General features: G+C 71.4%; 26 protein-coding genes and 1 tRNA gene. 13 read left to right on the forward strand and 14 right to left on the reverse strand.

Annotation, left to right across the window (positions count from 1 at the left end):
* Positions 1-76 precede the first annotated feature (76 nt).
* Positions 77-955, reverse strand: a complete 879-nt coding sequence (locus tag ACAZ03_RS02905) for a TIGR01459 family HAD-type hydrolase (RefSeq protein WP_373355855.1) — start codon at positions 953-955, stop codon at positions 77-79.
* Between the two features lie 359 nt (positions 956-1,314).
* On the opposite strand from ACAZ03_RS02905, the gene ACAZ03_RS02910 reads away from it, so the two are divergent.
* Positions 1,315-2,499 carry an MFS transporter gene (locus tag ACAZ03_RS02910; RefSeq protein ID WP_373355856.1) on the forward strand — a complete coding sequence of 395 codons (1,185 nt, stop codon included), beginning with the start codon at positions 1,315-1,317 and terminating at the stop codon, positions 2,497-2,499.
* 468 nt (positions 2,500-2,967) lie between these two features.
* Here ACAZ03_RS02910 and ACAZ03_RS02915 read toward each other — a convergent pair whose 3' ends face one another.
* Together ACAZ03_RS02915 and ACAZ03_RS02920 are read right to left on the reverse strand one after the other, a co-directional pair.
* Positions 2,968-3,885 carry a manganese-dependent inorganic pyrophosphatase gene (locus ACAZ03_RS02915; RefSeq protein ID WP_373355857.1) on the reverse strand — a complete coding sequence of 306 codons (918 nt, stop codon included), beginning with the start codon at positions 3,883-3,885 and terminating at the stop codon, positions 2,968-2,970.
* 86 nt (positions 3,886-3,971) lie between these two features.
* Positions 3,972-4,964 (reverse strand): TraB/GumN family protein, encoded by a 993-nt coding sequence (locus ACAZ03_RS02920; RefSeq protein WP_373355859.1) that lies wholly within the window; start codon positions 4,962-4,964, stop codon positions 3,972-3,974.
* Between the two features lie 158 nt (positions 4,965-5,122).
* On the opposite strand from ACAZ03_RS02920, the gene rpsU reads away from it, so the two are divergent.
* Positions 5,123-5,329, forward strand: a complete 207-nt coding sequence (gene rpsU / locus ACAZ03_RS02925) for a 30S ribosomal protein S21 (protein ID WP_073329257.1) — start codon at positions 5,123-5,125, stop codon at positions 5,327-5,329.
* Between the two features lie 90 nt (positions 5,330-5,419).
* On the opposite strand, the gene recO is transcribed toward rpsU, so the two are convergent.
* A complete protein-coding gene (gene recO / locus ACAZ03_RS02930) occupies positions 5,420-6,136 on the reverse strand; it encodes a DNA repair protein RecO (RefSeq protein WP_373355861.1) in 717 nt (238 codons plus the stop codon).
* A gap of 272 nt (positions 6,137-6,408) precedes the next feature.
* Between recO and ACAZ03_RS02935 the strand changes: the two genes are divergently transcribed.
* A complete protein-coding gene (locus ACAZ03_RS02935) occupies positions 6,409-7,035 on the forward strand; it encodes a Pr6Pr family membrane protein (protein ID WP_373355862.1) in 627 nt (208 codons plus the stop codon).
* Here the strand turns inward: ACAZ03_RS02935 and ACAZ03_RS02940 are convergent.
* The 3 genes from ACAZ03_RS02940 to ACAZ03_RS02950 all read right to left on the reverse strand — a co-directional run bounded on the left by ACAZ03_RS02940 (position 6,996) and on the right by ACAZ03_RS02950 (position 8,753).
* The gene (locus ACAZ03_RS02940) at positions 6,996-7,328 is read right to left on the reverse strand and encodes a DUF1491 family protein (protein ID WP_373355863.1); all 333 of its coding nucleotides are present in this window, start codon (positions 7,326-7,328) and stop codon (positions 6,996-6,998) included. The genes ACAZ03_RS02935 and ACAZ03_RS02940 overlap by 40 nt on opposite strands.
* Positions 7,328-8,233, reverse strand: a complete 906-nt coding sequence (era, locus tag ACAZ03_RS02945; RefSeq protein ID WP_373355864.1) for a GTPase Era — start codon at positions 8,231-8,233, stop codon at positions 7,328-7,330. Before era ends, ACAZ03_RS02940 begins: the two co-directional genes overlap by 1 nt.
* 169 nt (positions 8,234-8,402) lie before the next feature.
* A complete protein-coding gene (locus ACAZ03_RS02950) occupies positions 8,403-8,753 on the reverse strand; it encodes an ArsR/SmtB family transcription factor (protein WP_373355865.1) in 351 nt (116 codons plus the stop codon).
* 195 nt (positions 8,754-8,948) lie between these two features.
* Here ACAZ03_RS02950 and ACAZ03_RS02955 point away from each other — a divergent pair, with 195 nt between their 5' ends.
* The 5 genes from ACAZ03_RS02955 to ACAZ03_RS02975 all read left to right on the forward strand — a co-directional run bounded on the left by ACAZ03_RS02955 (position 8,949) and on the right by ACAZ03_RS02975 (position 11,606).
* Positions 8,949-9,284, forward strand: coding sequence for an AtpZ/AtpI family protein (locus ACAZ03_RS02955; protein ID WP_373355866.1), 336 nt, complete (start codon positions 8,949-8,951; stop codon positions 9,282-9,284).
* Positions 9,277-10,026 (forward strand): F0F1 ATP synthase subunit A, encoded by a 750-nt coding sequence (locus ACAZ03_RS02960; RefSeq protein WP_373355868.1) that lies wholly within the window; start codon positions 9,277-9,279, stop codon positions 10,024-10,026. The genes ACAZ03_RS02955 and ACAZ03_RS02960 overlap by 8 nt, the downstream gene beginning before the upstream one ends.
* Before the next feature lie 50 nt (positions 10,027-10,076).
* Positions 10,077-10,313 (forward strand): F0F1 ATP synthase subunit C, encoded by a 237-nt coding sequence (locus ACAZ03_RS02965; protein ID WP_373355869.1) that lies wholly within the window; start codon positions 10,077-10,079, stop codon positions 10,311-10,313.
* Positions 10,314-10,393: 80 nt separating this feature from the next.
* Entirely contained in the window at positions 10,394-11,005 is a 612-nt protein-coding gene (locus tag ACAZ03_RS02970) for a F0F1 ATP synthase subunit B' (protein WP_373355870.1), read from the forward strand.
* Between the two features lie 4 nt (positions 11,006-11,009).
* Positions 11,010-11,606 (forward strand): ATP F0F1 synthase subunit B, encoded by a 597-nt coding sequence (locus tag ACAZ03_RS02975; protein ID WP_373355871.1) that lies wholly within the window; start codon positions 11,010-11,012, stop codon positions 11,604-11,606.
* A 60-nt stretch (positions 11,607-11,666) separates the two neighbouring features.
* Here the strand turns inward: ACAZ03_RS02975 and ACAZ03_RS02980 are convergent, their stop codons facing one another.
* The 5 genes from ACAZ03_RS02980 to ACAZ03_RS03000 all read right to left on the reverse strand — a co-directional run bounded on the left by ACAZ03_RS02980 (position 11,667) and on the right by ACAZ03_RS03000 (position 19,963).
* A complete protein-coding gene (locus ACAZ03_RS02980; RefSeq protein ID WP_373355872.1) occupies positions 11,667-12,896 on the reverse strand; it encodes a flavin monoamine oxidase family protein in 1,230 nt (409 codons plus the stop codon).
* A 175-nt stretch (positions 12,897-13,071) separates the two neighbouring features.
* Complete coding sequence (locus ACAZ03_RS02985) at positions 13,072-15,141, reverse strand: hypothetical protein (protein ID WP_373355873.1); 2,070 nt, start codon at positions 15,139-15,141, stop codon at positions 13,072-13,074.
* The gene (locus ACAZ03_RS02990) at positions 15,138-17,912 is read right to left on the reverse strand and encodes a DUF4159 domain-containing protein (protein WP_373355874.1); all 2,775 of its coding nucleotides are present in this window, start codon (positions 17,910-17,912) and stop codon (positions 15,138-15,140) included. The genes ACAZ03_RS02985 and ACAZ03_RS02990 overlap by 4 nt, the downstream gene beginning before the upstream one ends.
* A gap of 159 nt (positions 17,913-18,071) precedes the next feature.
* Positions 18,072-18,959 carry a DUF58 domain-containing protein gene (locus tag ACAZ03_RS02995; RefSeq protein WP_373355875.1) on the reverse strand — a complete coding sequence of 296 codons (888 nt, stop codon included), beginning with the start codon at positions 18,957-18,959 and terminating at the stop codon, positions 18,072-18,074.
* Positions 18,956-19,963 (reverse strand): AAA family ATPase, encoded by a 1,008-nt coding sequence (locus ACAZ03_RS03000; RefSeq protein ID WP_373355876.1) that lies wholly within the window; start codon positions 19,961-19,963, stop codon positions 18,956-18,958. Before ACAZ03_RS03000 ends, ACAZ03_RS02995 begins: the two co-directional genes overlap by 4 nt.
* A 69-nt stretch (positions 19,964-20,032) precedes the next feature.
* Here ACAZ03_RS03000 and ACAZ03_RS03005 point away from each other — a divergent pair, with 69 nt between their 5' ends.
* The 5 genes from ACAZ03_RS03005 (at position 20,033) to ACAZ03_RS03025 (ending at position 24,362) form a co-directional block, all read left to right on the forward strand.
* Complete coding sequence (locus ACAZ03_RS03005; protein ID WP_373355877.1) at positions 20,033-20,650, forward strand: DUF1285 domain-containing protein; 618 nt, start codon at positions 20,033-20,035, stop codon at positions 20,648-20,650.
* On the forward strand, positions 20,650-21,420 hold the full coding sequence (locus ACAZ03_RS03010) for a hydroxypyruvate isomerase family protein (RefSeq protein WP_373355878.1): 771 nt from the start codon (positions 20,650-20,652) through the stop codon (positions 21,418-21,420). The genes ACAZ03_RS03005 and ACAZ03_RS03010 overlap by 1 nt, the downstream gene beginning before the upstream one ends.
* A 112-nt stretch (positions 21,421-21,532) precedes the next feature.
* Positions 21,533-22,867 (forward strand): mechanosensitive ion channel family protein, encoded by a 1,335-nt coding sequence (locus tag ACAZ03_RS03015; RefSeq protein ID WP_373355879.1) that lies wholly within the window; start codon positions 21,533-21,535, stop codon positions 22,865-22,867.
* 79 nt (positions 22,868-22,946) lie between these two features.
* Positions 22,947-23,021, forward strand: a tRNA-Gln gene (locus ACAZ03_RS03020).
* Positions 23,022-23,105: 84 nt separating this feature from the next.
* Entirely contained in the window at positions 23,106-24,362 is a 1,257-nt protein-coding gene (locus ACAZ03_RS03025; RefSeq protein WP_373355880.1) for a glycosyltransferase, read from the forward strand.
* A 57-nt stretch (positions 24,363-24,419) separates the two neighbouring features.
* Here ACAZ03_RS03025 and ACAZ03_RS03030 read toward each other — a convergent pair whose 3' ends face one another.
* Both ACAZ03_RS03030 and ACAZ03_RS03035 read right to left on the reverse strand, forming a co-directional pair.
* Positions 24,420-25,370, reverse strand: coding sequence for a 1-phosphofructokinase family hexose kinase (locus ACAZ03_RS03030; RefSeq protein ID WP_373355881.1), 951 nt, complete (start codon positions 25,368-25,370; stop codon positions 24,420-24,422).
* 68 nt (positions 25,371-25,438) lie between these two features.
* A complete protein-coding gene (locus ACAZ03_RS03035; protein ID WP_373355882.1) occupies positions 25,439-26,266 on the reverse strand; it encodes an MBL fold metallo-hydrolase in 828 nt (275 codons plus the stop codon).
* Between the last annotated feature and the right edge of the window lie 77 nt (positions 26,267-26,343).

A 26,343-nucleotide genomic window follows, 5' to 3' on the forward strand; every position in this document is an offset into this window, starting at 1 on the left:
TGCAAGGGCACCCGAGCGGGTGCCCCTTGCGTCACCGGGGCCGGGGCGGGGGCAAGCCGGGAGCCTGCCCCCCGGTTCAGCGCAGGAAGCCCACCGCATAGGGGGGCGTCAGCATGGCGGTCTGCAGGAAGGCATTGAGCGCGCCGGGATCGGGCTGGCCGCCCGCCGGCGTCTCGGTCTCCTCCGCGGCGAGGCCGCCGGTGATGTAGAGGCAGTCGAGATCCTCGCCGAGCGCCCCGGCGATATCCGTCGCGATCCCGTCGCCGATGGCGATGATGCGCCCGTCGGAGGGCAGGTCGCCCAGCGCGGCGAGCCGGCGGCGGGCGAGGTCGTAGATGGGCGGATGCGGCTTGCCGAAGTAGAGGCTGGTGCCGCCCATGTCTTCATAGAGCTGCGCGACGGCGCCGGCGCAATATTCGCGCTGATCTCCCCGGTCGACGACGATGTCGGGATTGGCGCAGAGGAGCTTGAGCCCCTTCGTCTTGGCGAGAAGGAGCTGGGGGCGGAGCGTGGCGGGCTCGGCGAAAGGGTCGAACGGCCCGCAGCAGACGATGCCCTCCGCCTCTTCGAGGGGGACGGTGGTGATCGGCGCGGGGTCGGTGATGACCTCCATCGGCTCGAAGAAGGTCTCGTCCTTCTCCTCGCCCATGAACCAGACCTTGGTGCCGACGACGCCCTCGAACATCGCGGCGCGGGCGCTGTCGCCGGAGGTGGCGATCGTGTCCCAGGCGTCGTCCGGGATGCCGAGCGCGGCGATCTGCTTGGCGACATGGGCGCGGGGACGGGGGGCATTGGTGAGGAGGACGACCTTGCCGCCCTGCCGGCGGAAGCCTCTCATCGCGGCCACCGCCTCGGGATAGGCTTCGACGCCGTTGTGCATGCAGCCCCAGAGGTCGACGAAAGCGGCGGCATAGCGCTCCGATATCTCTTCAAAGCGCGCGATGATCTCGGTCATGGGGGCTCCTTCACTGGCCGGGCGGACATAGCTGGAACGCAAAGGCAGGGCCAGCGTTCCGGCCGCCGCCCGGGCACGCTCCCACCCCCCCACCCCGCGCGCCCGGGCAGCGGCCTGTGTGGGGGGCGTTGAGGGCGGGGCGCGCGGCTGTCTGCCGCGCGAGGTTTTTGAGCAAGGACGAGTGGCCCGGCCCGCAGGCGAGGGGCACGGGTTGCGGCGGCGGGGGAGGGGGCCTAGCTTGGGCGGGCCCGCCGGCATCTGGCCGGCCTCCTCCCCCTTGCCGCGCAAGACCCGCGCGACGACATCTTCGCCGCCGCCCGGGGCCGAGCCCGGGGGGCGGGCCGTCCGAAAGGCGTTCCATGCTCTCTCTCCTGCGCGATCCGCGCGCCATCGGCCTGCTGCTGGCCGCCACGCTCACGATCCTCTCCAACCAGATCATCAGCCCCTCGCTGCCCGGCATCGGCGCCCATTTCGACGGGCTGCCCCATGCCGACCTGATGGCGCGGATGCTGGTCACCGCGCCCTCTCTGCTGGTGGCGATCCTAGCGCCCTTCGCCGGCTGGCTGGCCGACCGCTTCGGGCGGCGGCGGCAGCTTCTGATCGGCATCGTGCTCTTCGCCGTCGCCGGCTCCGGGGGGCTCTGGCTGCCGACGCTGCCGCTCATCCTCGCCAGCCGGATGGTGCTGGGCGTCGGCGTGGCGCTGATCATGACGGCGCAGACGGCGCTGATCGGCGATTACTTCCATGGAGAGCGGCGCGGCCAGTTCATGGGCGTGCAGATCGCCGCGACGAATTTCGCGGGCTTCGTCTTTCTGCTCATCGCCGGCGCCATCGCCGGGATCTCGCCCTTCGCGCCCTTCGTCATCTATCTGGTCGCGCTCCTTTATCTGCCGGTGCTCTGGGCCGTTTTGCCCGAGCCGCCGAAGGGCGAGGAGCAGGAGCGGCGGGACCCCGCCGAGGCCGGTGAGCGCGGCTGGGGGCTGCTCCTCGGCGTCGTGATCCTGCTGGCGGGGTTCAACTTCCTGACCTTCTACATGCTGCCGACGCAGATGCCCTATTTCCTCCCCACCATCGGCCATGACGCGCCGGCGGATGCCGCGCGGCTGGTGGCGGGTGTGACGCTCTTCGGCGGGATCTCGTCGCTCGCCTACGGGCGGGTCCGGGCGCGGCTCGGGCGGGCGCTGACGCCGACCATCGGCTTTGCGCTCTTCGCGCTGGGCTTCGGGCTCTTCGGGCTTGCGGAGGGCTATGGGACGGTGCTGGCCGGCGGCGTGCTCCTCGGCCTCGCGGCGGGGCTGGTCTGGCCGACCTTCCTGTCGGTGGCGCTCGACGTGGTGCCGGCGCATCGGCGCGGGCTGGCGGCGGGGGCGGTGACGACGAGCGTCTTCCTCGGCCAGTTCCTGTCGCCGATCGTCAGCCAGCCGCTGATCGGCGCCCTCGGCTATGCCGGGACCTTCGAGGTCATGGCTGCGGTGCTGGCGGCCATGGCGCTGGTGGTGCTCGTGACCTTCCGCGAGCGGCCAGCGGTGGTGGCGACGGTTTGAGGGGGGCGTTGGTGGCGGGCTGAAGCCCGCCATACGCGGGGCCGATGCCGGTCGCCCCGAAAGGCGTAGGGTGGGTTTTCAACCCACCATGGGCGCAACATCCGTGCTTCTCCCCGCCCGGTACGCGCCGGAACGGCGCAGGGCGAGCGCCGGCCCGTCCCGCGGGTCGGCGCTCCGGTGAGGTCAGGCGCGACGGTGAGCGAGGGCGGGGTTGCACCATAAAGCGCCCCGCACCACCCGCAGGAGCGCCAACCCACGGGCCGGCGCTCGCCCTGCGCGGCGAGGGGTGCGCGAGGTGGAGAGGGGGGTGTCGGGCTGAAGCCCGGCCTACGGGTCTCGGATGCCGGTAGCTTCGATAGGCGTAGGGTGGGTTTGTAACCCACCATTCGTGCAACCCTCGTGCTTCGGCCCCGCCTTGCGCGAAAAGGGAGAGGGGGAAGGTGGGTTTGAAACCCACCCCCCCGAAAATCAGACCGCGAGCTGCGGGATGATCTGCTTCTTGCGGCTCATGATGCCGGGGAGGACGACGCTGTCGCCCGTCACCGTCGCGCCGAAGCTCTTCTCCGCCACACTCTTCACGAGGTCGTTCGGCACCAGCAGCGTCGCCTCTTCCTTCAGGATGTCGACGACGAAGAGCAGCACCTGATCGACGCCGTCCTCGGCGGCGACGGTGCCCATGCTCTCCATCAGGCTGGCCTTCCGGTCGAGGACGATCCCCGGCGAAGTCGTCTCGAGCACGCTCACCCGGAAGCTGGTCCCCCCCACCGCATATTCCTTGGAATCCATCCGCAGGAGCTCGGCATCCGAGAAGGCGGAGACGTCGCTCTTGGCGGCGAACATCTCGGCGGCATAGTCGGGGATCGAGATCCCGAGCTCGCCCGCCAGCTTTTCCGCCAGCGCCCGGTCCTGCTCCGTCGTCGTCGGCGAGCGGAATTCCAGCGTGTCGGAGAGGATGCAGGAGAGCATCAGCCCCTTGATCTCGTCCGGCATGTCGCCGGCATTGGGGCCCATGAGGTTGTGCATGATCGTCGCCGTGCAGGCGAGCGGCTTGATCGTGATGTCGATCGGCGCCTTCGTCTCGATGCCGCCCGTCAGCTTGTGGTGGTCGATGATCTGGACGAGCGAGGCCTCGTTGATCCCCTCCGGCAGCTCGGCCGGGTTGTTGGTGTCGACGATGACGATGTCATGGCCGTCCATCCCCTCGAGGAGCGGCGGCTCGTCCACACCCCAGCGCTGGAGCACGAAGGCCGCCTCGGTGTTCGGCTTGCCGAGAAGCCGCGCCTCGGCCGGGGTGCCCCGATGCGACGAGAGATACCAGGCCCAGATCAGCGGCGAGCCGGTGGAATCGGTATCGGGAGATTTGTGGCCGAAAACGAGCGTGGTCATGGGCGGATCCTGCGGATGGTGGAAAGGGTCGCCGGCCTTATAGGTGGGGGGGCGGGGGCTGTCACGGGGGGCGGCGCCCGCCGGGGTCAGGGCGGCGGCGTGACGGTCCAGCCGGCCGCCTCCAGCCCGCGCAGCACCCCGCGCTCGCCCGGCAGATGCGCGGCGCCGACGGCGACGAAGGTCTTGGCGTTGGCCTCGCCGGCCGCGATGATGTGGGGCAGCCAGTCCTCGTTGCGGCCGTAGAGCAGCGCCTCCTCGGCGGCGGCGTTGACGGCGAGCGCCTCTTCGAGGTCGATGCCCGGCGACATCTCGGCCGAGAGCGCGGTCAGCGCCATGATCTCGCCGATGCGCTCGTCGAAATAGAGCTCGAGGGTCGCATTGAAGAGCTGCTGCTGCATCTCGGGCGGCTGGAGCGACAGACGGAGCATGTCGAGCTCCTGGCTGTCGTCCGCCTCGGCGACGATCCGCAGGAGCGTGTCCCAGGGCTCGAGCGCGCGCACCTCGATGCCCTCGGCCGTCGCCCGGTCCATCAGCCGGTGATCCAGCCCGCCGTCGCCGCCATCCGGCGGCAGGCAGGGCGGGGCGGAAAGGGTGAGGACGAGAAACCACGGCTCCACCCGCGCCGCAAAGGCGGGGGGGATGCCGCGCGCCTCGGCGGCGGCGGAAAGCGCCGCCCAGGTCTCGGCATCGAGCCGCGCCTCGAGATCGGGGCCGTCGGTGACGAGCATCCGCTCCGGCTCGGCGGTCAGCACCTCGCGCATCTCCGCCTCCTCCGTCCGCGTCATCTCGAAGAGCGCGAGGTCGGAGCCGTGCATGACGCGGGCGAGATGCGTGAAGAGCGCGTCCGACCGCGGGTCGGGCAGGTGCATCGTGCCGGCGAGGATGATCCGGTGGCCGTCCTTGTCGGCCCGCCAGAGGATGCCGTCGCCATAGGGAATCTCGGCCGCCATGGCCGCGAGGCGGTCGCGCTCGCCGGCGCTCATGGTGCTGAGAAGGTCGGGCGCGTCGCAGGCGGCGGCGGCCGGCTGGGCCGCGAGGGCGGCGAGAAGCGAGAGGGCGGCGGTCAGGCGGCGGAGCATCGGGGGCCTCCGGGGCGTCAGGGTCGCCCCTGTCTATCAGCTCCGGCCGCCGGGGAAAGCCGCTCGCGTGGCGAGGCTGGACAGGTCGCGGGAAGGGCCCTATATGGGGCCCTCCTGCAAGATTCCGAAAATCCAGCAAGAAAGGTGGTGACACCCACATGCAGGTTTCCGTCCGCGACAACAACGTCGATCAGGCGCTCCGCGCCCTGAAGAAGAAGCTCCAGCGCGAAGGCGTCTTCCGTGAGATGAAGCTCCGGCAGCATTTCGAGAAGCCTTCCGAGAAGAAGGCGCGCGAGAAGGCCGAGGCGATCCGCCGCCAGCGCAAGCTCGCCCGCAAGAAGCTGCAGCGCGAAGGTCTGCTCTAAGCAGGCGTTCCCTTCCGGCAACGGTAGAGTTGACGACCCCCGTGGCGATGGCCTCGGGGGTTTGTCGTTTTGGGGGGCGCCGTTCGGCGCCTAGCCCGCGCCCGCCTCGATCGCCGCCACCAGCCGGGCGCGCGCCGGGGGGAGCGCGTGGTCGGTGCTGGCGAGGAGCCGGTGCTCGATGAACCAGCCGGTGGTACCGAGCGCCCGGGCGATCTCGTCCGGCCCGCCGTTGCCCTGCCCCAGCAGCACCGCCGGCAGGGGCAGGAGACGCGGCGCGTAATCGCCGGCCCCCTCGCGGCTCACCGCGCGGCCGGACGTGGGGGAGACATAGGCGAGCCCCTCCGTCGCCCCTGTGACGGCGCAGGCCGAGAGGTCGAGCCCGAAGCCCATCTCGTCCAGCAGCGCCCGCTCCCATTGCAGATAGGCGAGGGGGAAGAGCGGGTCGGCCGCCATGCCGATCAGCGCCATGGTCTGCGCATAGAGCCCCGGGTGCGGGTCCCGCTCCGGCAGAGTGACGGAGAGGAGCGCGCAGATGGCGCTCACCCCGGCCCCGGCGAGCCGCGAGGCCAGCGCCGGCGAGGCGCCCTTCGGCTCGAAGGTGAAGCTGCCGAGATGCTCGGAGAGCCGCGCTCGCCAGGTGAGGTCGAGGGTGTTCCCCGGCTGCAGATGCGGCCGGGCCTTCCGCGAGATGCCGCCGCGCACGAGCCCGGCATGGCGCCCGTGTTCGGCGCACATCACCTCGACGAGCGCCGCCGTCTCGCCATGCGGCCGCACCGAGAGCACGAAACCTTCATCCCGCCATTCCATGGGCCGCATCATCCGCCGCCCCGCCGCCGCCGTCCAGCGCTCCCCTGCCTTTGCGCCTTTCCGCCCGCGCCGCTCCCCCCGGGCGCTCCGGCCTGACCGGCCCCCAGACACGGCCTTTCGCTCCTCCGACGAGCGCCTCCCTCCCCCTCAATCCCCCCTGCCTCTGCCCCTTTCCAAATACCCTTCGGGGGGCGCGGGGGGCAGACAGCCCCCGCACCTCTCCGCCGCTCCCCCTGCTTGCCCGCCTCGCGCGCCCGTTGCATCACTGCCCCATGACCCGCCCCGCCCGCCTTGCCGCCGCCCTCGTCGCCCTCCTCTTCCTCGCCGTCGAGGCCGTCGACATTGTTCCGGCCGTCGCGGCGGAGGGGCTGGCGGCGCTGGCCTCGCGGGCTCGGTATTTCTCGGATCTGACGATCTGGCTGGTGCTCTTCGGCTTCTGCCGCATCGCGCTCACTGGCCGGGCGCCGGGGCGGGTCTGGGCGGCGGGGATGGTGCTCTGGCTGGGGATCGTCGGCGTGGTGTTCTTCACCATCCTCGGCGGCGGCAGCGCCACCGGCTTCGACAAGGCCGTAAGCTACGCCCAGCACGCGGCGCTGCCCGTCGCCACCGCCCTTTGGTGGCTGGCCTTCGCGCCCAAGGCGGGGCTGCCCTGGAGCGCCGCCGCCCGCTGGCTCATCTGGCTCGCCGCCTATGCGGTCGTCACCATCGCGCTCGGCTTCGCCACGGGCTGGTGGCCCTACGGGTTCCTGAACATGCCGGAGCTCGGCTGGGGCGAGTCGATCCGCAATCTCATCGGTTTCTTCGGAGCGTTCTGGCTGGCGGGGCTGGCGCTGGTCGCCCTCGCCCGGGCGCTCGGGCGCTACGAGAGGCCGTCTTCGTCCAGCAGGGTCCGGCCCTGACGATCCTCGATCTCGATGACCCAGAGGTCCGGATCCATGCCGCGCTGGCGGCGGGCGCTGTCGTCGACCTCCGCCTCCGGCCCCTCGGTAAGCAGCGTCCAGCCGCGGCTGTCGGTCTGGTAATCCCATGTTCGCTGGTAGAGTTTCGCGGTGCCATCGAGCAGGGCCAGCTTCACCAGCACGGCGCCGGCGGTGTCGTCGCCGCGGGCGGTGACATAGGCCGGGATGCCGGCCAGCTCGAGCCGCTTGCGGTAGGCGGCGACCCAGAGGCCGGTCGCCAGCCGCCCCTCCATCAGGCGCCGTCCTTGAAGTCGAGCCCCATCTCGGAATAGCGCTCGCTCTCTTCCAGCCAGTTCGGGCGGACCTTCACCTGCAGGAAGAGGTGGACCTTGCGGCCGAGGAACTCGTTCAGCTCCTCCCGCGCCGCCTTGGAGACGGCCTTGATCGTCTCGCCGCCCTTGCCGAGGACGATGCCCTTGTGGCCGTCGCGCGCCACATAGATCACCTGGTCGATCCGTGCCGTGCCGTCGTCGCGCTCCTGCCAGCTCTCGGTCTCGACCGTCAGCTCGTAGGGGAGCTCCTGATGGAGCCGGAGCGTCAGCTTCTCGCGGGTCATCTCGGAGGCGATCATGCGCAGCGGCAGGTCGGCGATCTGGTCTTCCGGATAGAGCCAGGGGCTCTCGGGGAGCTGGTCGGCCAGCCAGAGCTTCAGATCCTCGCAGCCATGCCCGCGCTCGGCCGAGATGAGGAAGGTCCGCTCGAAGGCATAGAGCGCGTTCATCTTCTCGGTGAGGGCGAGGAGCGCCTCGGCCTTTACCTTGTCGATCTTGTTGACGGCGAGCGCCACGGGGCGGGGGCCGGCGACCTCGGCGAGCTTCTCGAGGATCGCCTCGACGCCGGGCGTCAGCCCGCGATGCGCCTCGATGAGGAGGACGATGACATCGGCATCCCCGGCGCCGCCCCAGGCGGCGGCGACCATGGCGCGGTCGAGCCGGCGGCGGGGGCGGAAGAGCCCGGGCGTGTCGACGAAGACGATCTGCGCCTCGCCGGAGAGCGCCACGCCCCGGATCCGCGCCCGCGTCGTCTGCACCTTGTGGGTGACGATCGAGACCTTGGCCCCGACCATGCGGTTCATGAGCGTCGACTTGCCCGCATTGGGCTCGCCGATCAGGGCGACAAAACCGGCACGGCTGGGCATTGGGGGCTCCGGGGGCTTGAGATGGATGGCGGGGGATAGCCCTTGTGGCGGGGTTTGTGAAGGGCGGAGCGGCTGTTCAATGGAGCGCCTGCGGCGCGTTTCTTTGAGTACGGTGGAGGCTCTGCCTCCACACCTCCGAGGTATTTATGGCCAGATGAAAGGGATCCGGTCAGGACGGGGGATCGGGGGTGGGGCTTTCGGGGGCGAGTTCGATCTCGAGGAAGCGCTCGAAGGCGTCGAGGTCGAGCGCCTCCATCATCCCGAAGCCGGCCATCCAGACGGAGGCTTCGCGCAGCGCCTCGGGCTCCAGCTTGCACCAGGTGATGCGGCCGCGCTTCTCGCGGGTGATGAGCCCGGCGCCGGCCAGCGCCGTCAGGTGCTTCGAGATGGCGGCGAGCGACATCTCGAAGGGGGCGGCCACGTCGGTGACCGCCATGTCATCCTCCAGAAGCATGGTCAGGATCGCCCGCCGCGTCGGGTCGGCGAGGGCGGCAAAGACGATGTCGAGGGGCGGCGCCATGCCGCCATTAGGGCCGGACGGGCGGAAACCTCAACCGAAAGGTTGAATGTCGTGGCGGGGAGGGGCGGGGGCTCCCGGGAGTGGAAACGCGAGGAAGTGACTATTTATTAGGGAGTTAGTGTCGGTTCCCCCGTGCTTGACTCACTGGCGTTCACAAACTAGCAACCGTTCTCGAAAACCGGATGCGGGACCCTCTTGTCAGACCCCAACCAAAGCGACGCCGACCGCCTCAAGGCTCTTGAGGACAGGCTGGCCCGTGCCGCGGGAAAGGAGCCGGAGAAGCCGCATCAGGAAGACCATTATTCGCAAGGGCAGATCGCCTGGCGGATGGTGATCGAACTCGTGGCCGGTCTGGCGATCGGCTTCGGCATCGGATACGGGCTCGACCGGCTTTTCGGCACGATGCCCATCTTTCTGGTGCTCTTCGTATTGTTTGGCCTCGCGGCCGGCATCAACGTGATGCTCCGCACGGCCAGAGAGATCGGCAACGGCGGGCAGGCGCCCAAAGGACAAGGGGATGACAATGGCTGAGCCGTCGGCAGAGGGCGAACTCGTCTTTCACCCGCTCGACCAGTTCATCGTCGAGCCGCTCTTCGGGGACGGCCCCGTCCGCTGGTTCACCCTGACCAACGTCACGCTCTGGATGGCCCTGACCGTCCTCGCGATCGTGCTCCTTCTCGTCATCGGCACCCGCGGCCGGGCCATGGTGCCCTCCCGCGTGCAATCGGCGGCCGAGATGCTCTACGGCTTCACCTACAAGATGGTGGAAGACGTCGCGGGCAAGGACGGGCTGCGCTACTTCCCCTATATCATGACGCTGTTCGTCTTCATCCTCTTCGCGAACGTGCTGGGGCTGATCCCGACGAGCTTCGCCACCACCAGCCATATCGCCGTGACCGGCGTCCTGGCGCTGGCGGTGTTTCTCAGCGTCACCATTCTCGGCTTCGTCAAGAACGGCACGGCCTTCCTCGGGCTCTTCTGGGTCTCCTCGGCGCCGCTGGCGCTCCGGCCGATCCTCGCGGTGATCGAGCTGATCTCCTATTTCGTGCGGCCCGTGAGCCACTCGATCCGGCTTGGCGGCAACATCATGGCCGGCCACGCCGTCATGAAGGTCTTCGCCGGCTTCGCCGCCATCGCGGTGATCTCGCCGCTCTCTGTGCTCGCCATCACGGCGATCTACGGGCTCGAAGTGCTGGTGGCCTGCATCCAGGCCTATGTCTTCGCCATCCTCACCTGCGTCTATCTGAAGGACGCGCTGCATCCGGGCCACTGACGGGCCGGGCAGACCCAACGACATCCATTCCATCCTCAAGGAGTAAGATCATGGAAGGCAATATCGCAGAAATGGGCCAGCTCATCGGCGCCGGCCTCGCCGCCATCGGTTCGGGCACCGCCGCCATCGGTGTGGGCCACGTCGCGGGCAACTACCTCGCCGGCGCCCTGCGCAACCCCTCTGCCGCGGCCAGCCAGACCGCCACGCTCTTCATCGGCATCGCCTTTGCCGAAGCGCTCGGCATCTTCGCCTTCCTCGTCGCCCTCCTGCTGATGTTCGCCGTCTAAGAGAGCCTTCACAGGCAACTCCTTGACGGGGCCGGGGGCGCGACGCGCGCGCCCGGCCTGACATTTACCCGGAGGCGGACATGGAAGAAGACGTCATCGACGAGGTCATCGACCACGAGGCCGGCGAGCATGTCGAGGGCGGCATCAACGCACTCGGCGAGCCCGGCCATCTCGAAGGCGAGACGGTCGCGCATGCGGCCGAGACGGGCATGCCCCAGCTCGACTTCTCGACCTTTCCCAACCAGATCTTCTGGCTGGCCATCACCCTTCTGGTGATCTACTTCATCCTGTCCCGCATCGCCCTGCCGCGCATCGGCTCGGTGCTGGCGGAACGGGCCGGGACGATCACCAAGGATCTCGCCTCCGCCGAGGAACTGAAATCCAAGGCGCAGGAGGCCGAGGCCTCCTACGAGAAGGCGCTGGCCGAGGCCCGCTCCGAAGCGAACCGCATTGCGGAAGAGGCCCGGGCCGAGATCCAGGCCGAGCTGAAGACCGAGCTGGACAAGGCCGATGCCGAGATCGCCGCCCGCGCCGCCGAGAGCGCGAAGGAGATCGAGGCGATCCGCGCCGAGGCCAAGGAGGCCGCCGCCGAGGTGGCCCGCGAGACGGCCCGCGAGATCGTCGCCTCCTTCGGGGCCGGCGCCGATCCGTCGAAGGCCGCTGCGGCGGTCGATGCAAGGGTGAAGGGATAACGCCATGCGCAAGCTCATGATCTCTGCCCCCGCACTCTTCGCCGCCGCGCCGCTCTGGGCGCAGGAGGCGGCGGAAGAGGCGACGGTGAGCGAAGGCGGACACGACGCCTTCCTGTCGCTCTACAACACCGACTTCGTGGTGCTGCTGGCGTTCATCGTCTTCATCGGCGTGCTGCTCTACTTCCGCGTGCCGCGCATGATCGGCAAGATGCTCGACGCCCGCGGCGAGACCATCAAGTCCGAGCTCGAAGAGGCCCGCGCCCTCCGCGAGGAGGCCCAGGCCCTGCTCGCCTCCTACGAGCGCAAGCACAAGGAGGTCGAGGCCCAGGCGGAGCGCATCGTCGCCAATGCGAAATCCGAGGCGGCCGACGCCGCCGAGGCCGCGAAGGCGGAGATCGCCAGCTCGGTCGCCCGCAAGCTGGCCGGCGCCGAGGAGCAGATCGAGAGCGCCCGCGCCGCGGCGATCCGCGAGGTGCGCGACAGCGCCGTCGCCATCGCCATGGCTGCGGCCCGCGAGGTGATTGCCGATCACGTCGGCAAGTCCGAGGGCTCGAGGCTCATCGACGAGTCGATCGGCACCGTGGAGCAGAAGCTGCACTGACCGCGGCGATCTCTCGCCGGACATTATCAAGGGGCGCTTTTCGGGGCGCCCCTTTTCTCGTCAGGCGCCGAGGAGCGCCGCCGCCACCGCCTCGCCCGACAGCCGCGCCCCGCCGCAGGTCTGCATGAGCGGCCCGGCGAGATGCTCGCCGGCGAAGAAGATCTTCTCCGCCAGCGGCTCGGCAAGCACGCCCCGCGCCCCCGCCCGCCCCGGCCGCGCCGCCGCATAGGCGCCCCGCACCCAGCGCTCGCCGCTCCATCGGGTCATGTGGCCGCGGGTGACGGCCCGGCGCAGGTCGCTGCCGAAGATCGCCGCCAGCCGGTCGGTGGCGAAATCGACGGCCGCCGCCTCGCCGGCCGCCTCCATCTCCCAGGCGAAGTCGCCACCGACGAAGCCGACCATGAGGTCGAGATCGAAGGGGAAGGCGAGGAAGAAGATGTCGTGCCGCGCATGGCGCTCGATCAGTAGGTCGTCGAAGGGTTTCAGGCCGAGCCGCTCTCCCTCCACCATCAGCGGGATCTTGGTGAGCAGCCCCATCGGCAGGTCATGTGCCGCCTCCAGATGCCGCTCGGGGAGCGGCGGGTCGAAGGCGATCTCCTCGAAAGCCAGAACGGCGGGGGAGGCGGTGACGATGCAGTGCTGCGCCCGGATCGTGCCGAAGTCTCCCTCGACGGTGACGCCCGCCCCGCCCCAGCGGATGCAGCGGACGGGGGCCTCCAGCGTCACCGGCACGCCGATCCCGAATCGCGCGACGAGCGCCCCGAAGCCCTCCTTCGTGAAGTAGTTCGGGTCCAGATCGGCGGCCGCCCGGAAATCGGCGATGGAGATCTCGTCATCGTCCTGGGCGAAATCCATCGGCCCCGCGAAGGTCGAGGCGGCGCGATGCGCATGGGCCTCGGTCAGGAGCGACGACAGCCGGTCGTCGCCCGATCCGTCATATGCGTCCAGCGCAGCGGCGAGCTCCGCCTCCGCGCGCCCCATCTCGGCCAGCTGCTCGGGGGTGGCCTTCAGTGCCCCATGGTAGAGATGGTCGAGCGACATCTCGTGATGATGGAGCGTCCAGCCCGCTTCCTCGGCCTCGGGGAAATAGGGGTTGCGGTCCGCCGCATGGAGCCAGGCGCAGCCCACGTCGAAGGGCAGGCCGAACCAGTCCGACGTCGTCCAGGCCCGCCCGCCGATCCGCCCCATCGCCTCCAGCACCATGACGGATTTCCCGCCCGCCTTCAGCGCCTTCGCCGCCGCCAGCCCCGCCGAGCCGGCGCCGATCACCACCACATCGTAATCGCTCATGTGAATGCCTCAGCAAAATTGAATGCCGGAAACATCCAACGGCCGCCGCGCCCCCGTCCAGAAAAATCGCCCCCATGTCTTTGCTCCAGAAAATCCTGGGGGTTTGGGGGCAAAGCCCCCATTACACTGAAAGGAATGCGCCGCAGGCGCTCTGCTGAATAACCCTGACCGGGCCCTACAGCCGCCGCCCCTCGCGGATCCAGGCGGCCAGCACCAGCCCGGCGGCGAGCAGCAGGAAGGCCCAGGCCGGCAGGAGCGGCGAGACCCGCAGGTCCGTCGCCCGGTAGGCGCCGCGCGGGGTGATGCCGATCCAGCCGCGGCCGGCGGCCGGGCGGCCGGGGCGCACCTCGCGGAGGGACGGCAGGCCGTCCGACACCGGCACTACGGCGCCGCCGGTCTCGGCCAAAAGGGGCTCCAGCGCGGCGCCGGAGGCGATGGTCTCCTCGAACTCCCGCGGCGCGGCGGGGCCGAGGGCGATCACCGTCTCCTCCTCGCCGTCGGAGAGCCGGTAGAGCCCCATCTCCGGCGCCTCCCAAAGGGCCTCGAACCGGCCGGGGGAGACCTCCTCCAGCACGACGTCGCTCGACGTGCCGTCCGGGCCCGTCACGGTGACGGGCGGCGTCTCCTCCGCCATCGTGCGGCGGATGATGCGCATGGTCTGACCGGAGGGCTCGGCCCAGAGGCTCTCCTCCTCAAGTTCGGGCTCCTTCATCAGCCAATGCGCGAGGCGGCGGAGCAGCTCCTGCTGGGGCCCGCCGCCCTCGTAGCCCCTGTCCCAGAGCCAGGCCTGGTCCGAGGCGAGAAGGGCAACGCGCCCTTCGCCGACGCGGCTGAGCACCAGAAGCGGCTGGCCCTCCTCGCCCTCCATGACGATCTCGGTGCCCGGCACCGGCTCGACCTCCACCTGGCGGAACCAGCGGCCCCAGGTCGGGTCGTCCTCCACCGTCTCGTTGGCGCCGTCCAGCGCCGCAGTGACCGGATGGCGCAGCCCCGGCGCCGTCAGGCGGGGCGCGAAGGCGTTCTCCACCAGCCGCGCGGTTGGCGCAGCGGGCAGGACGAAGCCGAGCGGCGAGCGGTAGATCGAGGCGGCGCCGGCATATTCGGGGCCGGAGGCGACAAGGATGGCGCCGCCGTAGCGCACGTAATTGGCGATATTCTCGAAGTATTCCGTCGGCAGGATGCCGCGCCGCGAGTAGCGGTCGAAGACGATGAGGTCGAATTCGTCGATCTTTTCGAGGAACAGCTCGCGGGTCGGGAAGGCGATGAGCGAGAGCTCATCCACCGGCACGCCGTCCTGCTTCTCCGGCGGCCTCAGGATCGTGAAATGCACGAGGTCGACGGCGGCATCGGCCTTCAGGAGGTTCCGCCAGGTTCGCTCGCCCGCATGGGGCTCGCCGGAGACGAGCAGCACCCGCAGCCGGTCGCGCACGCCGTTGATCTGCACGACGGCCTCGTTGTTGCGGCCAGTCAGCTCGCCCTCGACCACGGGGGTCGAGAACTGCAGCACGTTCATGCCGCCATGCGGCAGGGTCAGCGGCAGGTCGACATCCTCGCCGGCCGGCACCTCGAACTGCAGCGGCTCCGCCCCGTCGATCGAGATCGAGAGCGGGATGGATCCGCCATCGTCCGGCGCGGCGCCCTGATCCTCCAGCCGGAGCGTCAGCGAGATCTGCTCTCCGAGAATGGCGAAATCGGGGGCGTTCCTCACGATGAGCCGCCGGTCCCAATCCTCCGGCTCGCCGGTGAGGAGGAGATGCGTCGGCGCCGGCAGCACCGGCGCCCGCTCGAGGTCATGGAGCCGCCCGTCGGAGAGGAGCACCACGCCGGCAATGCGGCCCATCGGCTCCTCGGCGATGGCCTCGGTGAGGGCGGTCATCAGGAGCGTGCCGGAATCCTCCTCGCCGTCGCCGATGGTCACGACGCGCAGCTCGGTATTCTCGCGGGCCGCGACGGCGCGGCGGAGATGGGCGAGCGCCTCCTCATTCTGGTCGGGGCGGGTGGCGATGCGCTGGCTGGCGCTCTCGTCCACCACCGCGATGACGATATCGGAGAGCGCCTGCCGCTCCTCCTCCTGCAGGGAGGGGCCGGAGAGCGCGAGGACGAGCACGGCGGCGGCGAGGCCGCGGAAGAGCGCGCCCCGCTGGCGGCGCCAGAGCGACAGGACGAGGCCGAGGAGCCCGAGCGCGGCGGCCACCCAGACGACGGGCCAGGTGAGAAGCGGGTCGAAGATCAGCGTGCCGGTCATTGCCCGAGCCTTTCAAGAAGGGCCGGAACATGGACCTGGTCGGATTTGTAGTTGCCCGTCAGCACATGCATGACGAGGTTCACCCCGAAGCGCAAAGCCAGCTCGCGCTGCCGCTCGCCCGTCTGCCCCCGCCCGATGGGCAGGAGCGGCGCGCCGAGATCGTCCACCGCCCAGGCGGCCGCCCAGTCATTGCCGCCGATCACCACCGGCGTCACGCCGTCGTTGAGATTGCGGAAGGGCATGCCCTCCAGCGCCTGCGCATCCGGCGGCGCCGCCTCCACCCAGATGTCATGGCTCGCATAGCGGCCGGGGAAATCCTGGAGGAGGTAGAAGCTGCGGGTGAGCACATGGTCGGGCGGCAGCGGCTCCAGGGGCGGGATGTCGAGCGGCCGGGCGATGGCCTGCAGCATCCGCCCCTCGGGGGTGCCGCCGCCGAAGCTGCCGAGATCGGAATCGCGCGTGTCGAAGACGATCATGCCGCCGCCGCGCAGGTAGCGGTTGAGCTTGTCATAGGCGGCGGGGGAGGGGAGGGCCGCGTCGGCCGTCACGGGCCAGTAGAGGAGCGGGAAGAAGGCGAGCTCGTCCCGCTCGATATCGACGCCCATGGGGGGCCCGGGCTCGATGGAGGTGCGGGCAAAGAGCGTCTGCCCGAGGCCGCGGAGGCCGGCCTCCGCCAGCTCGTCGAGCCGCGCATCGCCCGTGATCACATGGGCGAGCACCACCTCCGCCGTGGCGGCGGCGGCGAAGTCATCGGGCCCTTGCGGGCCCGCCTCCTGAGCCCGGGGGCCGGAGGGCGCGAGCGTGACCGCGAGCCCGAGGGCGAGGGCGCCGGCGACCGCACGCCCGCCGCGAAGCCGCCCGGCAAGCGCCAGCGAGGCCACGAGGTCGAGGAGGAGGAGGCCGAGGGCCACGGTCAGGAGCGCGCCCTGCAGGGGCAGCTCGGCGCGGGCGGCCATGCCCTCCACCGGCACATCGTCGGGCCAGGTGGCGGGGGCAAGCGCCGTCTCGTCGGTGCCGACGTTGATGGCGAGCGCCCGCTCGCCGGAGGTATAGAGCCCCGGCCGCCGCTCCGGCCCCAAAGGCCCCTCGGCCAGCGCCGCGCCGGCGACGCCGGGCGCATCGGTGGCGGGCTGGAGCCGGCCGAAGGCATCGGTGAAATGTTCGGGCTGCCAGGTGGTGCCCTCGAGCGCCTCCGCCGCCTCGCCGGGGGCGCCGGCGGTCAGCGCCAGCCGCTCCAGCATCTGCACGAAGAGGCCGGAGAGCGGCAGTGATGACCATTCGGCATTCGCCGTGACATGGAAGAGGATCACCTGCCCGGCGCCCATCTCCTTCCGCGTCACCAGCGGCGTGCCGTCGGCCAGCGACGCGATGACGCTGGGGGCGAGGTCCGGCCCGGGCTGGGCCAGCACCTGGGCGCGGACGGCGATGTCTGCGGGGACGGGCAGGCCGTAGAAGGGCGAGCCGGCCTCGAAGGGCGCGAGCGCCTTCGGCTCCCCCCAGCTCATGGCGCCGCCGACGGAGCGGCCCCCGGCGCGCAGCCGCACGGGCAGGAGCGGATCGGTCTTGCCCGCCGGCGTATCGGCGGCCGCCATGCGCGGCCCGGCGAAGCGGAGGAGAAGGCCGCCCTCCTCAACCCAGGTCACCAGCGCCTCCGCCTCCTCGGCCGGGATCTCGGCGACATCGGCGAGGATGATGGCATCGGGATTGGCGAGGATCACATCGCCCAGCGTGCCCTGGGTGAGGTCGGCGGAGGGCTCCAGCGCCTCCTGCAGGTAGTGCAGCGGCGAGAGGAGCTCCGGCAGCTCGCCCGAGGAGCCGCCGTCGAGGAGCGCGATCTCGCGGCGGCGGAGCGCATCGCCGGTGAGTTGCACGGCGGCGGCGGAGCGGCGGCCGGGCAGCTCGACGCGGGTCAGCCGGTTGCGGAGTTCGGGCGGCAGGTCGAGCCGCACCTCCGCCTCCGCCGCGCCGGCGGCGAAGTGGAGCGTGACCTCCTCGAGCGGGCGCTCGAGCCCGGAGGGGTCGAGCCCGATGGCGGCGGCGGCGACCTCGAGCTCCGGCCCGACGGGCGTGCGCGTGGCGGAGAGCACCACCTCGCCGCTTTCGCTGCGGAGCGGGCGGAGCGCGAGGATCGTGCGCGGCGTCTGGTGGACGCGGACCGGCCCGTGGGATTGCAGCGCCTCAAGGAGCGGCCCGCGCGAGGGGCGGGCCAGCCCGTCGGAGAGCCAGATGGTCTCGAAGCTGCCGGTGAGGCTGGCGGCGAAATCGGCCGGGTCGGCCGGCTCGAAGGGAGCCGGCTGGAGCCCGGGCAGCGTCGGCGCGAGCGCCTCGGCCGGGGTGAAGACGGGGCCTTCGGGCGGCAGGTCGGTGAGCGCCACCAGCGCCACGGGGCGCCCGAGGCGGCGGGCCTCGGAGAGGAGTACCTCGATCCGCCCCTGCCGCTCGGCCCAGTCGGGCGCATCGGCCCAGGTCGCATCGGTGAGAACGAGGAGCGGCCCCGTGCCCGGGGCGCGCTCGGAGGGGTTCAGCACCGGCCCCGCGAAGCCGAGGATGACGAGGCCGAGGGCAAGAAGCCGCAGAAGGAGGAGCCACCACGGGGTGCGGTCGGTCTGCGTCTCGTCATCGCCGAGGCCGAGGAGCAGCGCGACCGCCGGAAAGCGCCGGCGGATCGGCGCGGGCGGGATCGCACGCAGGATCAGCCAGAGAAGCGGCAAAAGGACGAGGCCGAGAAGCAGCCAGGGGGCGGTGAACCCGAGGGGGCCGAGAAGGGTCATCGGGTCGGTCCTGGTTGCGGCGGTCGGGGGGCCAGCCCCCCGAGCCCCCCGGCGATACTTATGGCCAGATGAAGGCGGCGCCGGCGCGAGGGCAGGGCGGCGCGACCGAAGGGCACGGATGGGGCCGGGGCGAGGGAGGGGAGGGCGGAGGGCATCATGTCAGGCGCGCTGGTCCAGCGCGGTGTAGAGCCACAGGAGCGCGGGCGCGGCGGGCTCGGAGGTGACATGGGTCGTGAAGAGCCAGCCGGTCAGCCGGGCGAGGGCGGCAAGCCTGTCCTGCCGCTCGGCGAGGCGATCCAGATAGCGCTGGCGGAGCGCGTCGGCCTTCAGCGTCTCGTGGCGGAGCGCGCCGGTGCCGCTCTCGAAGAGCGTGCGGCCGCGGAAGGGGAAGCTTTGCTCCTCCGGGTCCAGCACCTGCAGGAGCGCGCCGCGGATGCCCTGGTCGGCGGCGCGCGTGACGGCGGCCTCCACCGGGCCCGGGTCCGCCAGGAAATCGCTGAGGAAGACGCTGCGGGAATGGGGCGGCAGGCCCTCGTGGCCGGGGAGGCCGTAATCCTCGGCCTCTTCCTCCGTCAGCGCCTGGGCGAGGCGGGTGAGCTGGGTCTCTCCCGGCCGGGGCGGCAGGCCGCGGCCCGAGGCGGTGGAGCCGGTGAGCCCCACCCGCTCGCCGCCGCGGATCATGAGGCTGGCGAGCGCAAGCGCCAGAAGCCGGGCGCGCTCCGCCTTCTGCGGCAGGCGGTTGGAGGAGGCGTGGCGCATCGCCGCGGAGCGGTCGACCCAGAGCGTCACCGACTGGGCGATCTGCCATTCCTTGTCGGCGACGAAGGTCTGGTCGGTCTTGCCCGAGCGGCGCCAGTCGATCCGGTGGCCCGGGTCGCCCTGATGGCTCGGGCGGTATTGCCAGAAGCTGTCGCCGATGCCCGCCCGGCGCCGACCGTGCTGGCCCAGAGCCACGCTCGCCGCGAGCTGCTCGGCCGAGGCGAGGAGCGGCGGCAGCGGGGCGGCCAGCGCCTCGGCACCCGAGCGGAGATCGGCGGCGGAGCTCACGCGGCGCGGCCGATCCGTGTGACCTCCTCGGTCACGCGGTCGATCAGGCCGTCGAGGCTCTCGCCCCGCGCCCGCGCCGCGAAGCCGAGCGCCATGCGGTGCTTGAGGATCGGCGGCGCCAGCCGGGCGACATCCTCGGCGGAGGGGGCGAGGCGGCCGTGGATCAGCGCCTCGGCGCGCACGGCCAGCATCAGCGCCTGCGCGGCGCGCGGGCCGGGGCCCCAGGAAAGCGAGGCGCGCACGTAGTCGGGCGCCTCGGGCTCGCCCGGCCGGCATGCGCGGACAAGATCGAGGATCATCTCGACGATGCCCTCGCCGACCGGCATCCGCCGCAAAAGCGCCTGCGCGGCGATCAGCTCCTCGCCGGAGAAGACGGCGTGGGTCGCCGCATCCTCGGAGCCGGTGGTGGCGAGCAGGATCTCGGTCTCGGCGCTGCGGCTGGGGTAGGGCACGTCGATCTGCATCAGGAACCGGTCGAGCTGGGCCTCGGGCAGCGGATAGGTACCCTCCTGCTCGATCGGGTTCTGCGTGGCGAGCACATGGAAGGGGCGGCCGAGCGGGTGATGGGTGCCGGCGATGGTCACCTCGCGCTCCTGCATGGCCTGAAGAAGCGCCGATTGCGTCCGCGGCGAGGCGCGGTTGATCTCGTCGGCCATCAGGAGCTGGCAGAAGATCGGGCCCTCGATGAAGCGGAAGGACCGCCCGCCGTCGGCGGCGGTCTCGAGCACTTCGGAGCCGAGGATGTCCGCCGGCATGAGGTCGGGCGTGAACTGGATGCGGCTCGGCTGCAGGCCCATGACGGTGGCCAGCGTGTCCACCAGGCGGGTCTTGCCGAGGCCGGGGAGGCCGACGAGCAGCGCATGGCCGCCGCAGACGAGCGCGGCGAGCGACAGGTCGACGACCCGCTCCTGACCGATGAAGCGGCGGGCGATGGCGGCCCTTGCCTCGCCCAGGCGGGCGCCCAGGCTTTCGATGGAGGCGACGAGGTCTTCCTCGGCTTGCATGTGAATTCTCCTTGGCCCTCGGCGTAACGCTGCTACCCTGCCAGCATTCTGATACGCGGCGCAAATCCCATGGCCAACACATTCCAGAGAGATCGCCGCCTGTTCCACCCGGAGACGGGCGGTCACCCGGGCGAAGCCGCCGGCCGCATCGCCGCTGCCGCGCGCGCGGCGGGCGGGCGCGGCCTGCCGCCGGTCGAGAAATGGGACCCGCCCTTCTGCGGCGATCTCGACATGCGGATCGCAAGGGACGGCACGTGGTTCTACCTCGGCACGCCCATCGGCCGGCCGGAGCTGGTGCGGCTCTTCTCGACGATCCTGAAGCGCGAGGGGGAGGACTACTTCCTCGTCACCCCGGTCGAGAAGGTGCGCATCCAGGTGGAGGACGCGCCCTTCATGGCCGTCGATTTCGAGCGGGGGGAGGGCGGGCTCACCTTCCTCACCAACCTCGGCGACCGCGCGACGGCGGGGGAGGATCACCCGATCCGCGTCGAGCGCGACGCCGAGACGGGCGAGCCGGCGCCCTATGTGCTGATCCGCGGCGGGCTCTGGGCGCTCATCGACCGCAAGAGCTTCTACCGGCTCGCCGAGATCGGCGAACGGCGGGAGGTGGACGGGGTGCTGCGCTTCGGGCTCGCCTCCGGCGGGGCGTTCTTCCCGCTTATCGACGCCGCCGAGCTCGAGACCTGATGCCCCGCTTCGCGGCCGATCTCGCGGCGCTCTGGCCGGGGCTCAGCCTTCCCGAGGCCGCGCTGCGGGCCGCCGATGCGGGGTTCACCGCGGTCGACATCCCCGACCCCTACGGCGCCGCCGTTCCCGAGCTGGCGGAGGCGCTGCGGCTCCTCGGCCTCACCGTCGCCACCATCTCCTGCCCGCCGCCCAACTACACCGGCGGCCAGCGCGGCTTCGCGGCGGTGCCGGGGCTGGAGACGCGCTTTCGAGGCGATCTGCGTCGATCGCTGCGCTATGCGCGGGCGCTGGGCGCGGAGCAGCTTGTGCTGATGACCGGCGCGGTGGCGGAGGGGGCCGACCGGGACGCGGCGCGGCGCTGCCTGCTGGAGAACCTCGCCGAGGCGGCGGAGGCGGCGGAGGCGGCGGAGGGCATCGGGCTCCTCCTCCGCCCGGTCTCGCCCAAGGTGCATCCGGGCGCCTATCTGGGCGATCCGCTCCTCGCGGCGGAGATCGTCGAGGCGGCGGGGCTCCCCTCGCTCGGGCTCGCCTTCGACGCCTGGCATATGCACGAGATGACGGGCGATGTGCCGGGCCTCTGGGATCGGCTGGCTCCGCAGGTGCGGCATGTGCAGGTGGCGGGCGCGCCGGGGCGGGGTGAGCCCGCGGGCGGCGAGATCGACTATCCCGCCTTCTTCGCGGCGCTGGATGCGGCAGGCTATGCCGGCTGGGTCAGCGCCAATTACCGCCCGAGGGGCGCGGTCGAGGCGGGGCTCGGCTGGCGCGGGTGAGGGGCGTGCCGCCGGGCGGTCCTACTGGCGGGGCGCTCGCGGCGCCCCGAGGCTTCCCCCGGCCGCCGGCCGCCGTTAGGCTCCGCCCATTCGTGCCCGACGGAATTGCCTCATGCCCTTGATTCGCCTGATTTTCTGCGTGCTGCTCCTGCTGCCCGCCCTCGCCCCCTCCGCCGCCACGGCGCAGGAGGTCACCCCGACCGGCCCGATCTCGGCGGAAAGCGACGGCGCCACCGATGCCGCCATCGCCACGCGCATCCGCGAGATCCTCGCCGATCTGGGCGGCTACGAGGATGTCACCGTCGTCGTCACCCATGGCATCGTCACGTTCCGCGGCACCACCGATTCGCTGACCGAGGCGGAGGCGCTCAGCGACCTCGCCGCCCGGATTGACGGGGTCGTCGCCATCCGCAACCAGGCGGCGGAGACGGCGGACCTCGCGCGCAAGCTCAACCCGGCGCTCGAGCGCTTCCAGGCGCGGATGTGGCAGGTCTATACGGCGCTGCCGCTCCTGCTCATCGCCATCCTTCTCTTCGTGGCCATCGTCGCCATCGGCGCCGGGCTCTCGCGCATGAAGCAGCCCTGGGAGCGGCTGGCGCCCAATGCCTTCATCGCCAATCTCTACCGGCAGGCGGTGATGGTGGTCTTCATCGTCATCGCCATCGTGCTGGCGCTAGATGTGGCCGATGCCTCGGCGCTTCTCGGCACCATCCTCGGCGCCGCCGGCATCGTCGGCCTCGCCGTCGGTTTCGCCGTGCGCGACACGGTGGAGAACTACATCGCGTCCGTCATGCTCTCGATCCGCCAGCCCTTCCGGCCGAACGACGTGATCGAGATCGGCGGTGACGAGGGCAAGGTGATCCGACTGACCTCGCGGGCGACGATCATCCTCTCCTTCGACGGCAACCACATCCGCATCCCCAATGCGACCGTCTTCAAGAGCCGGATCGTCAACTACACGCAGAACGTCGAGCGGCGCTTCCTCTTCACGCTGACGGTGGATCCGGCCGTCGACCTCATGGCCGCGAGCGAGCTGGCGGCGGAGACGGTGCAGGCGCTGCCCTTCGTGCTGGAGACGCCCGGCGCCCAGGCCTGGCTCGGCGAGGTGAAGCCCGGCGGGGTGGAGATCACCACCGTCGGCTGGATCGACCAGCGCGAGACCTCGATCCTGAAGGCGCGGGGCGAGGCGATGCGGCAGGTCATGCTCGCCTTCACCGAGGCCGGCATCGACATGCCGAGTGACACCTACAATGTGAACATCGCCGGCAGTCTCGAAACCCTGTCGGAAGGCCGCGGCGAGGCCCAGGGCGCCCCCGCCACCCCCCGCGAAGGGGCAGAGCCGGTGGCCGCCGTCACCGCCGATGCCGACGGCGCGCTCGACAGGATCGCCGATGCCGAACGCGGCCGCGAACAAGACCTTCTGAGCAACGAGGCGGCGCATGAGTGAGGCGCCCGGCCCCTGGCAAACTCCCCCGATTTCGCCCCTTGCGTCCCATCGGGTGTTTTCGTAGAGAACGGCTCGCTGCTGGGGAGTGGCGCAATGGTAGCGCGCCGGTTTTTGGTACCGTAGGTTGCAGGTTCGAGTCCTGCCTCCCCAGCCAGCTTCCCCGCCGCGCCGATGATCCGCGCCTCCGGTTGAACCGGAGCGGCGCCGCGCGGCACCTTGCCTCCCGAGGGGGGCCTTCATGGCACGACTTCTGCTTCTGACCTACGGCTCGCGCGGCGATGTCGAGCCTTTCGTGGCGCTCGGTCTCGCGCTGCGGGCGGCCGGCCACGCCGTGACGCTGGCGACGGCGCCGCGCTTCGAAGGCTGGGCCCGCGAGGCGGGCCTCGCCTTCGCCCCCATCGACGGCGCCTCGCTCGATCTCATCGACAGCCCCGCGGGGCAGGCGATGATCGAGGGCACGGGCGGGCTCCTCGGGCGGGTGGCGGCCGGGGCGCGCCTCTCCCGCGGTGCCGGGGAACTCAACGCCCGGATGATGGCGGACGCGGCGGCCGCGGCCGGGGCGGTGCGGCCGGAGGCCTTGGTCTTCCACCCCAAGGCCATGGCCGGCGGGCATCTGGCGGAGGCGCTCCGCGTGCCGGCCTTCCTCGTGACCCTGCAGCCGCTTCTCGAGCCCACCGCCGCTTTCTCCGCCAGCCTCGGCGACATGCGCCTCGGCGCGCTCAACCGTGCGAGCTACCGGCTGGTCAGCCTCTCCTACGCCGGGTTCCGGGGGCGGGTGAACGCCTTCCGCGCCGGGCTCGGCCTGCCGCCGATCCGCCGCGCGGCGGAGGTGATGCGCCCGCCGGGGGCGGGGGAGATGCCGCTCCTCCATGCCATCAGCCCCAAGGTGCTGCCCCGGCCGGCCGACTGGCCGGCGCGGGCGAAGATGACAGGCTTCTGGCGCCTGCCGCCGGCGCCCTTCGAGCCGCCGCCGGAGCTCGCGGCCTTCCTCGCCGCCGGCCCGCCGCCGGTCTTCGTCGGCTTCGGCTCGATGCCGAGCCGCGATCCGGAGGGGCTTGGGCGGCTCATCGCCGAGGCACTGGCCCTCGCGGGGCGGCGGGGCGTGGTGGCGCGCGGCTGGGCCGGGCTGGAGGTGGCGGCGTCGGAGAACCTCCTCGCCCTCCCGCCCATGCCCTACGCCTGGCTCTTCCCCCGTATGGCGGCGGTGGTTCACCACGGCGGCGCCGGCACGACGGCGGAGGCCTTCCATGCCGGGGTGCCGCAGGCTGTGGTGCCCTTCTTCGCCGACCAGCCCTTCTGGGCCGCGCGCACGGTGGCGCTTGGGGTCGGCGCCCCGCCGCTCCCCCGCCGCCGGCTCACGGCCGCGCGCCTCGCGGACGCGATCCGCGCGACGGACGATCCGGACAAGCGCGACCGGGCGCAGGCGCTGGCAGAGGCCCTCTCAGCCGAGGACGGCCTCGCCGAGACCGTCTGCCTCATCGAAGCCGCCCTCTAGCCCTCGCATTTCTCCAAATACCGACCCGACCGGGGGCGGCAGCCCCCGCACCATCCCTCAGATCTCTGCGGCCGGGCACAAAGGCAGCAGCCGGTTGAAATCCTCCGGCTCGCAGAGCGCCGTGCCTTCGGTCATCACCGCGGCGGACCCCGAGGCGACGCCCCAGGACAGGCAGTCCGGCAGCGGCATCCCGCGCGAGAAGGCCAGCGTGAAGGCGCCGACGAAGCTGTCGCCGGCCCCGACCTTGGAGCGGACGGGCACGTCGGCGGCATGGGAATGCCAGCGACCCTCGGCGGTGGCGAGCACGCTGCCCTCCGGCCCGCGCGCCACGATGGCGATGGTGGCGATGCCGCGCGCGACGAGCGACGACGCGAAATCCGCCGTCTCCGCCAGCGAGCGCAGCGGCCGGCCGGCGAGGTCGTCGGCCTCGGTCATGTTCATGCGCAGAACGGTCGGCGGCGCGCCGTGATCGGGGCCCGCCACATGGTGCAGCGCCTTGCCGGAGGTGTCGACGATGGTCTCCACCCGGCGGGCATTGAGCTTCGCCACGAGCTGCGAGATCACCTCCGGCTGGCAGCCCGGCGGCAGCGAGCCGGAGATGACGACGATGGAGCCCGGCTGCGTCTCATGCTCGATCCGCTCGATGACCTGCGGCGCCACATCCTCCGGCCAGTCCGGCCCCGGCAGCATGAAGCGGTATTGCGCCCCGGTCAGCCGGTCGATCACCGCGAGGCTCTGCCGCGTCTCGGTCGCGCCCGAGAAGGTGATGAGGTGGTGACCGGTCTCGGTGAGGATCTGCGCCATCCGCGCGCCGGTCGCGCCGGTCAGCACCGCGAAGGTGCGGGCATGGCCGCCAAGGAGCCGGATGGCCCGGCTGACGTTGATGCCGCCGCCGCCCGGGTCGGCGCGCGGCGCGTCGCAGCGCAGCTTGAGGCCCGGCACGACGCCGTCGACCTCCGTCGAGATGTCGAGCGCCGGGTTCAGCGTCACCGTCAGAATATCGCGCATGGGTCCCCCTCTCCCGGCAAATGCCGGTGGAGTTAGCCGCAGGGGCGGCCCCATGTCCATGCGTCAGATCAACGATCCGCTTTTGCCGCGCCCGAGAGCTGGTAGGTCGCCGGGATCCAGCGGAAGCCCGTGCCCCGCCGCTCGACGAAGCCGGCGCAGGGGAAGGGCATGTGATAGCCGATCACCGGCAGCCGCTCGTCCGCCGCCATGCCGAGAAGCCGGTGCCGGGTCGAGGCCGCCAGGAGCTTGTCATGGTCGAAGCCGACCACCCAGTCGGGATGCGCCAGCGAGAAGACATGGTGGTTCGCCGTGTCGACCATGTGGAAGAGCCGCGCGCCGCCGCTTTCGATCATGAAGGCCATGTGGCCGGGCGTATGGCCATAGGCCTCGACCGCGGTCACGCCCGGCACCACCTCCGCCCCCGGCTCGATGAACTCGAAGCGCTCGGCGAGCGGGCGGACCTTGCCCTCGAAGGGCGCGTAATCTGCGGCGGACCAATGGGCCCATTCGACGCCGCCGGTCACATAGGCCGCATCGGGGAAGGTGACGGAGCCGTCCTCGCCGCCGAGCCCGCCCACATGGTCGCCATGCATATGGGTGAGGACGACGATGTCGATCTCCCCCGGGGCGAGCCCGGCCTCGGCGAGGGCACCGGTGATCTGCCCGGGGTTGAGCGCGGCGTCGAACAGAGCGGTCTGTCCTGCGGAGCGGATGACCACCGGCGAGAAGGACGAGACAGACCGGTCCGTCGGCACGAAATCCGCCTCCGCCGCGGCGGCGAAGGTGGCGTCATCGACATCCTGCCCGAAGGTCTTGTGCGGATCCTCGGTGGGGAAGGCGGCGGCGCCGAGGACGATGACCTCGATCTCGCCGATCTGGTAGCGCTTGTGGGGCATCGGGGGCTCCTGTTGCTGGCGGGGGTGGGGGCGCTGCCCCCGTCGGCCCGGGGGCCGCGTCCCCCCGGTCTATCTGA

Origin of the sequence: Pseudoroseicyclus sp. CXY001 (assembly GCF_041714655.1) — a bacterium.
Classification (GTDB): Bacteria; Pseudomonadota; Alphaproteobacteria; order Rhodobacterales; family Rhodobacteraceae; genus Pseudoroseicyclus_A.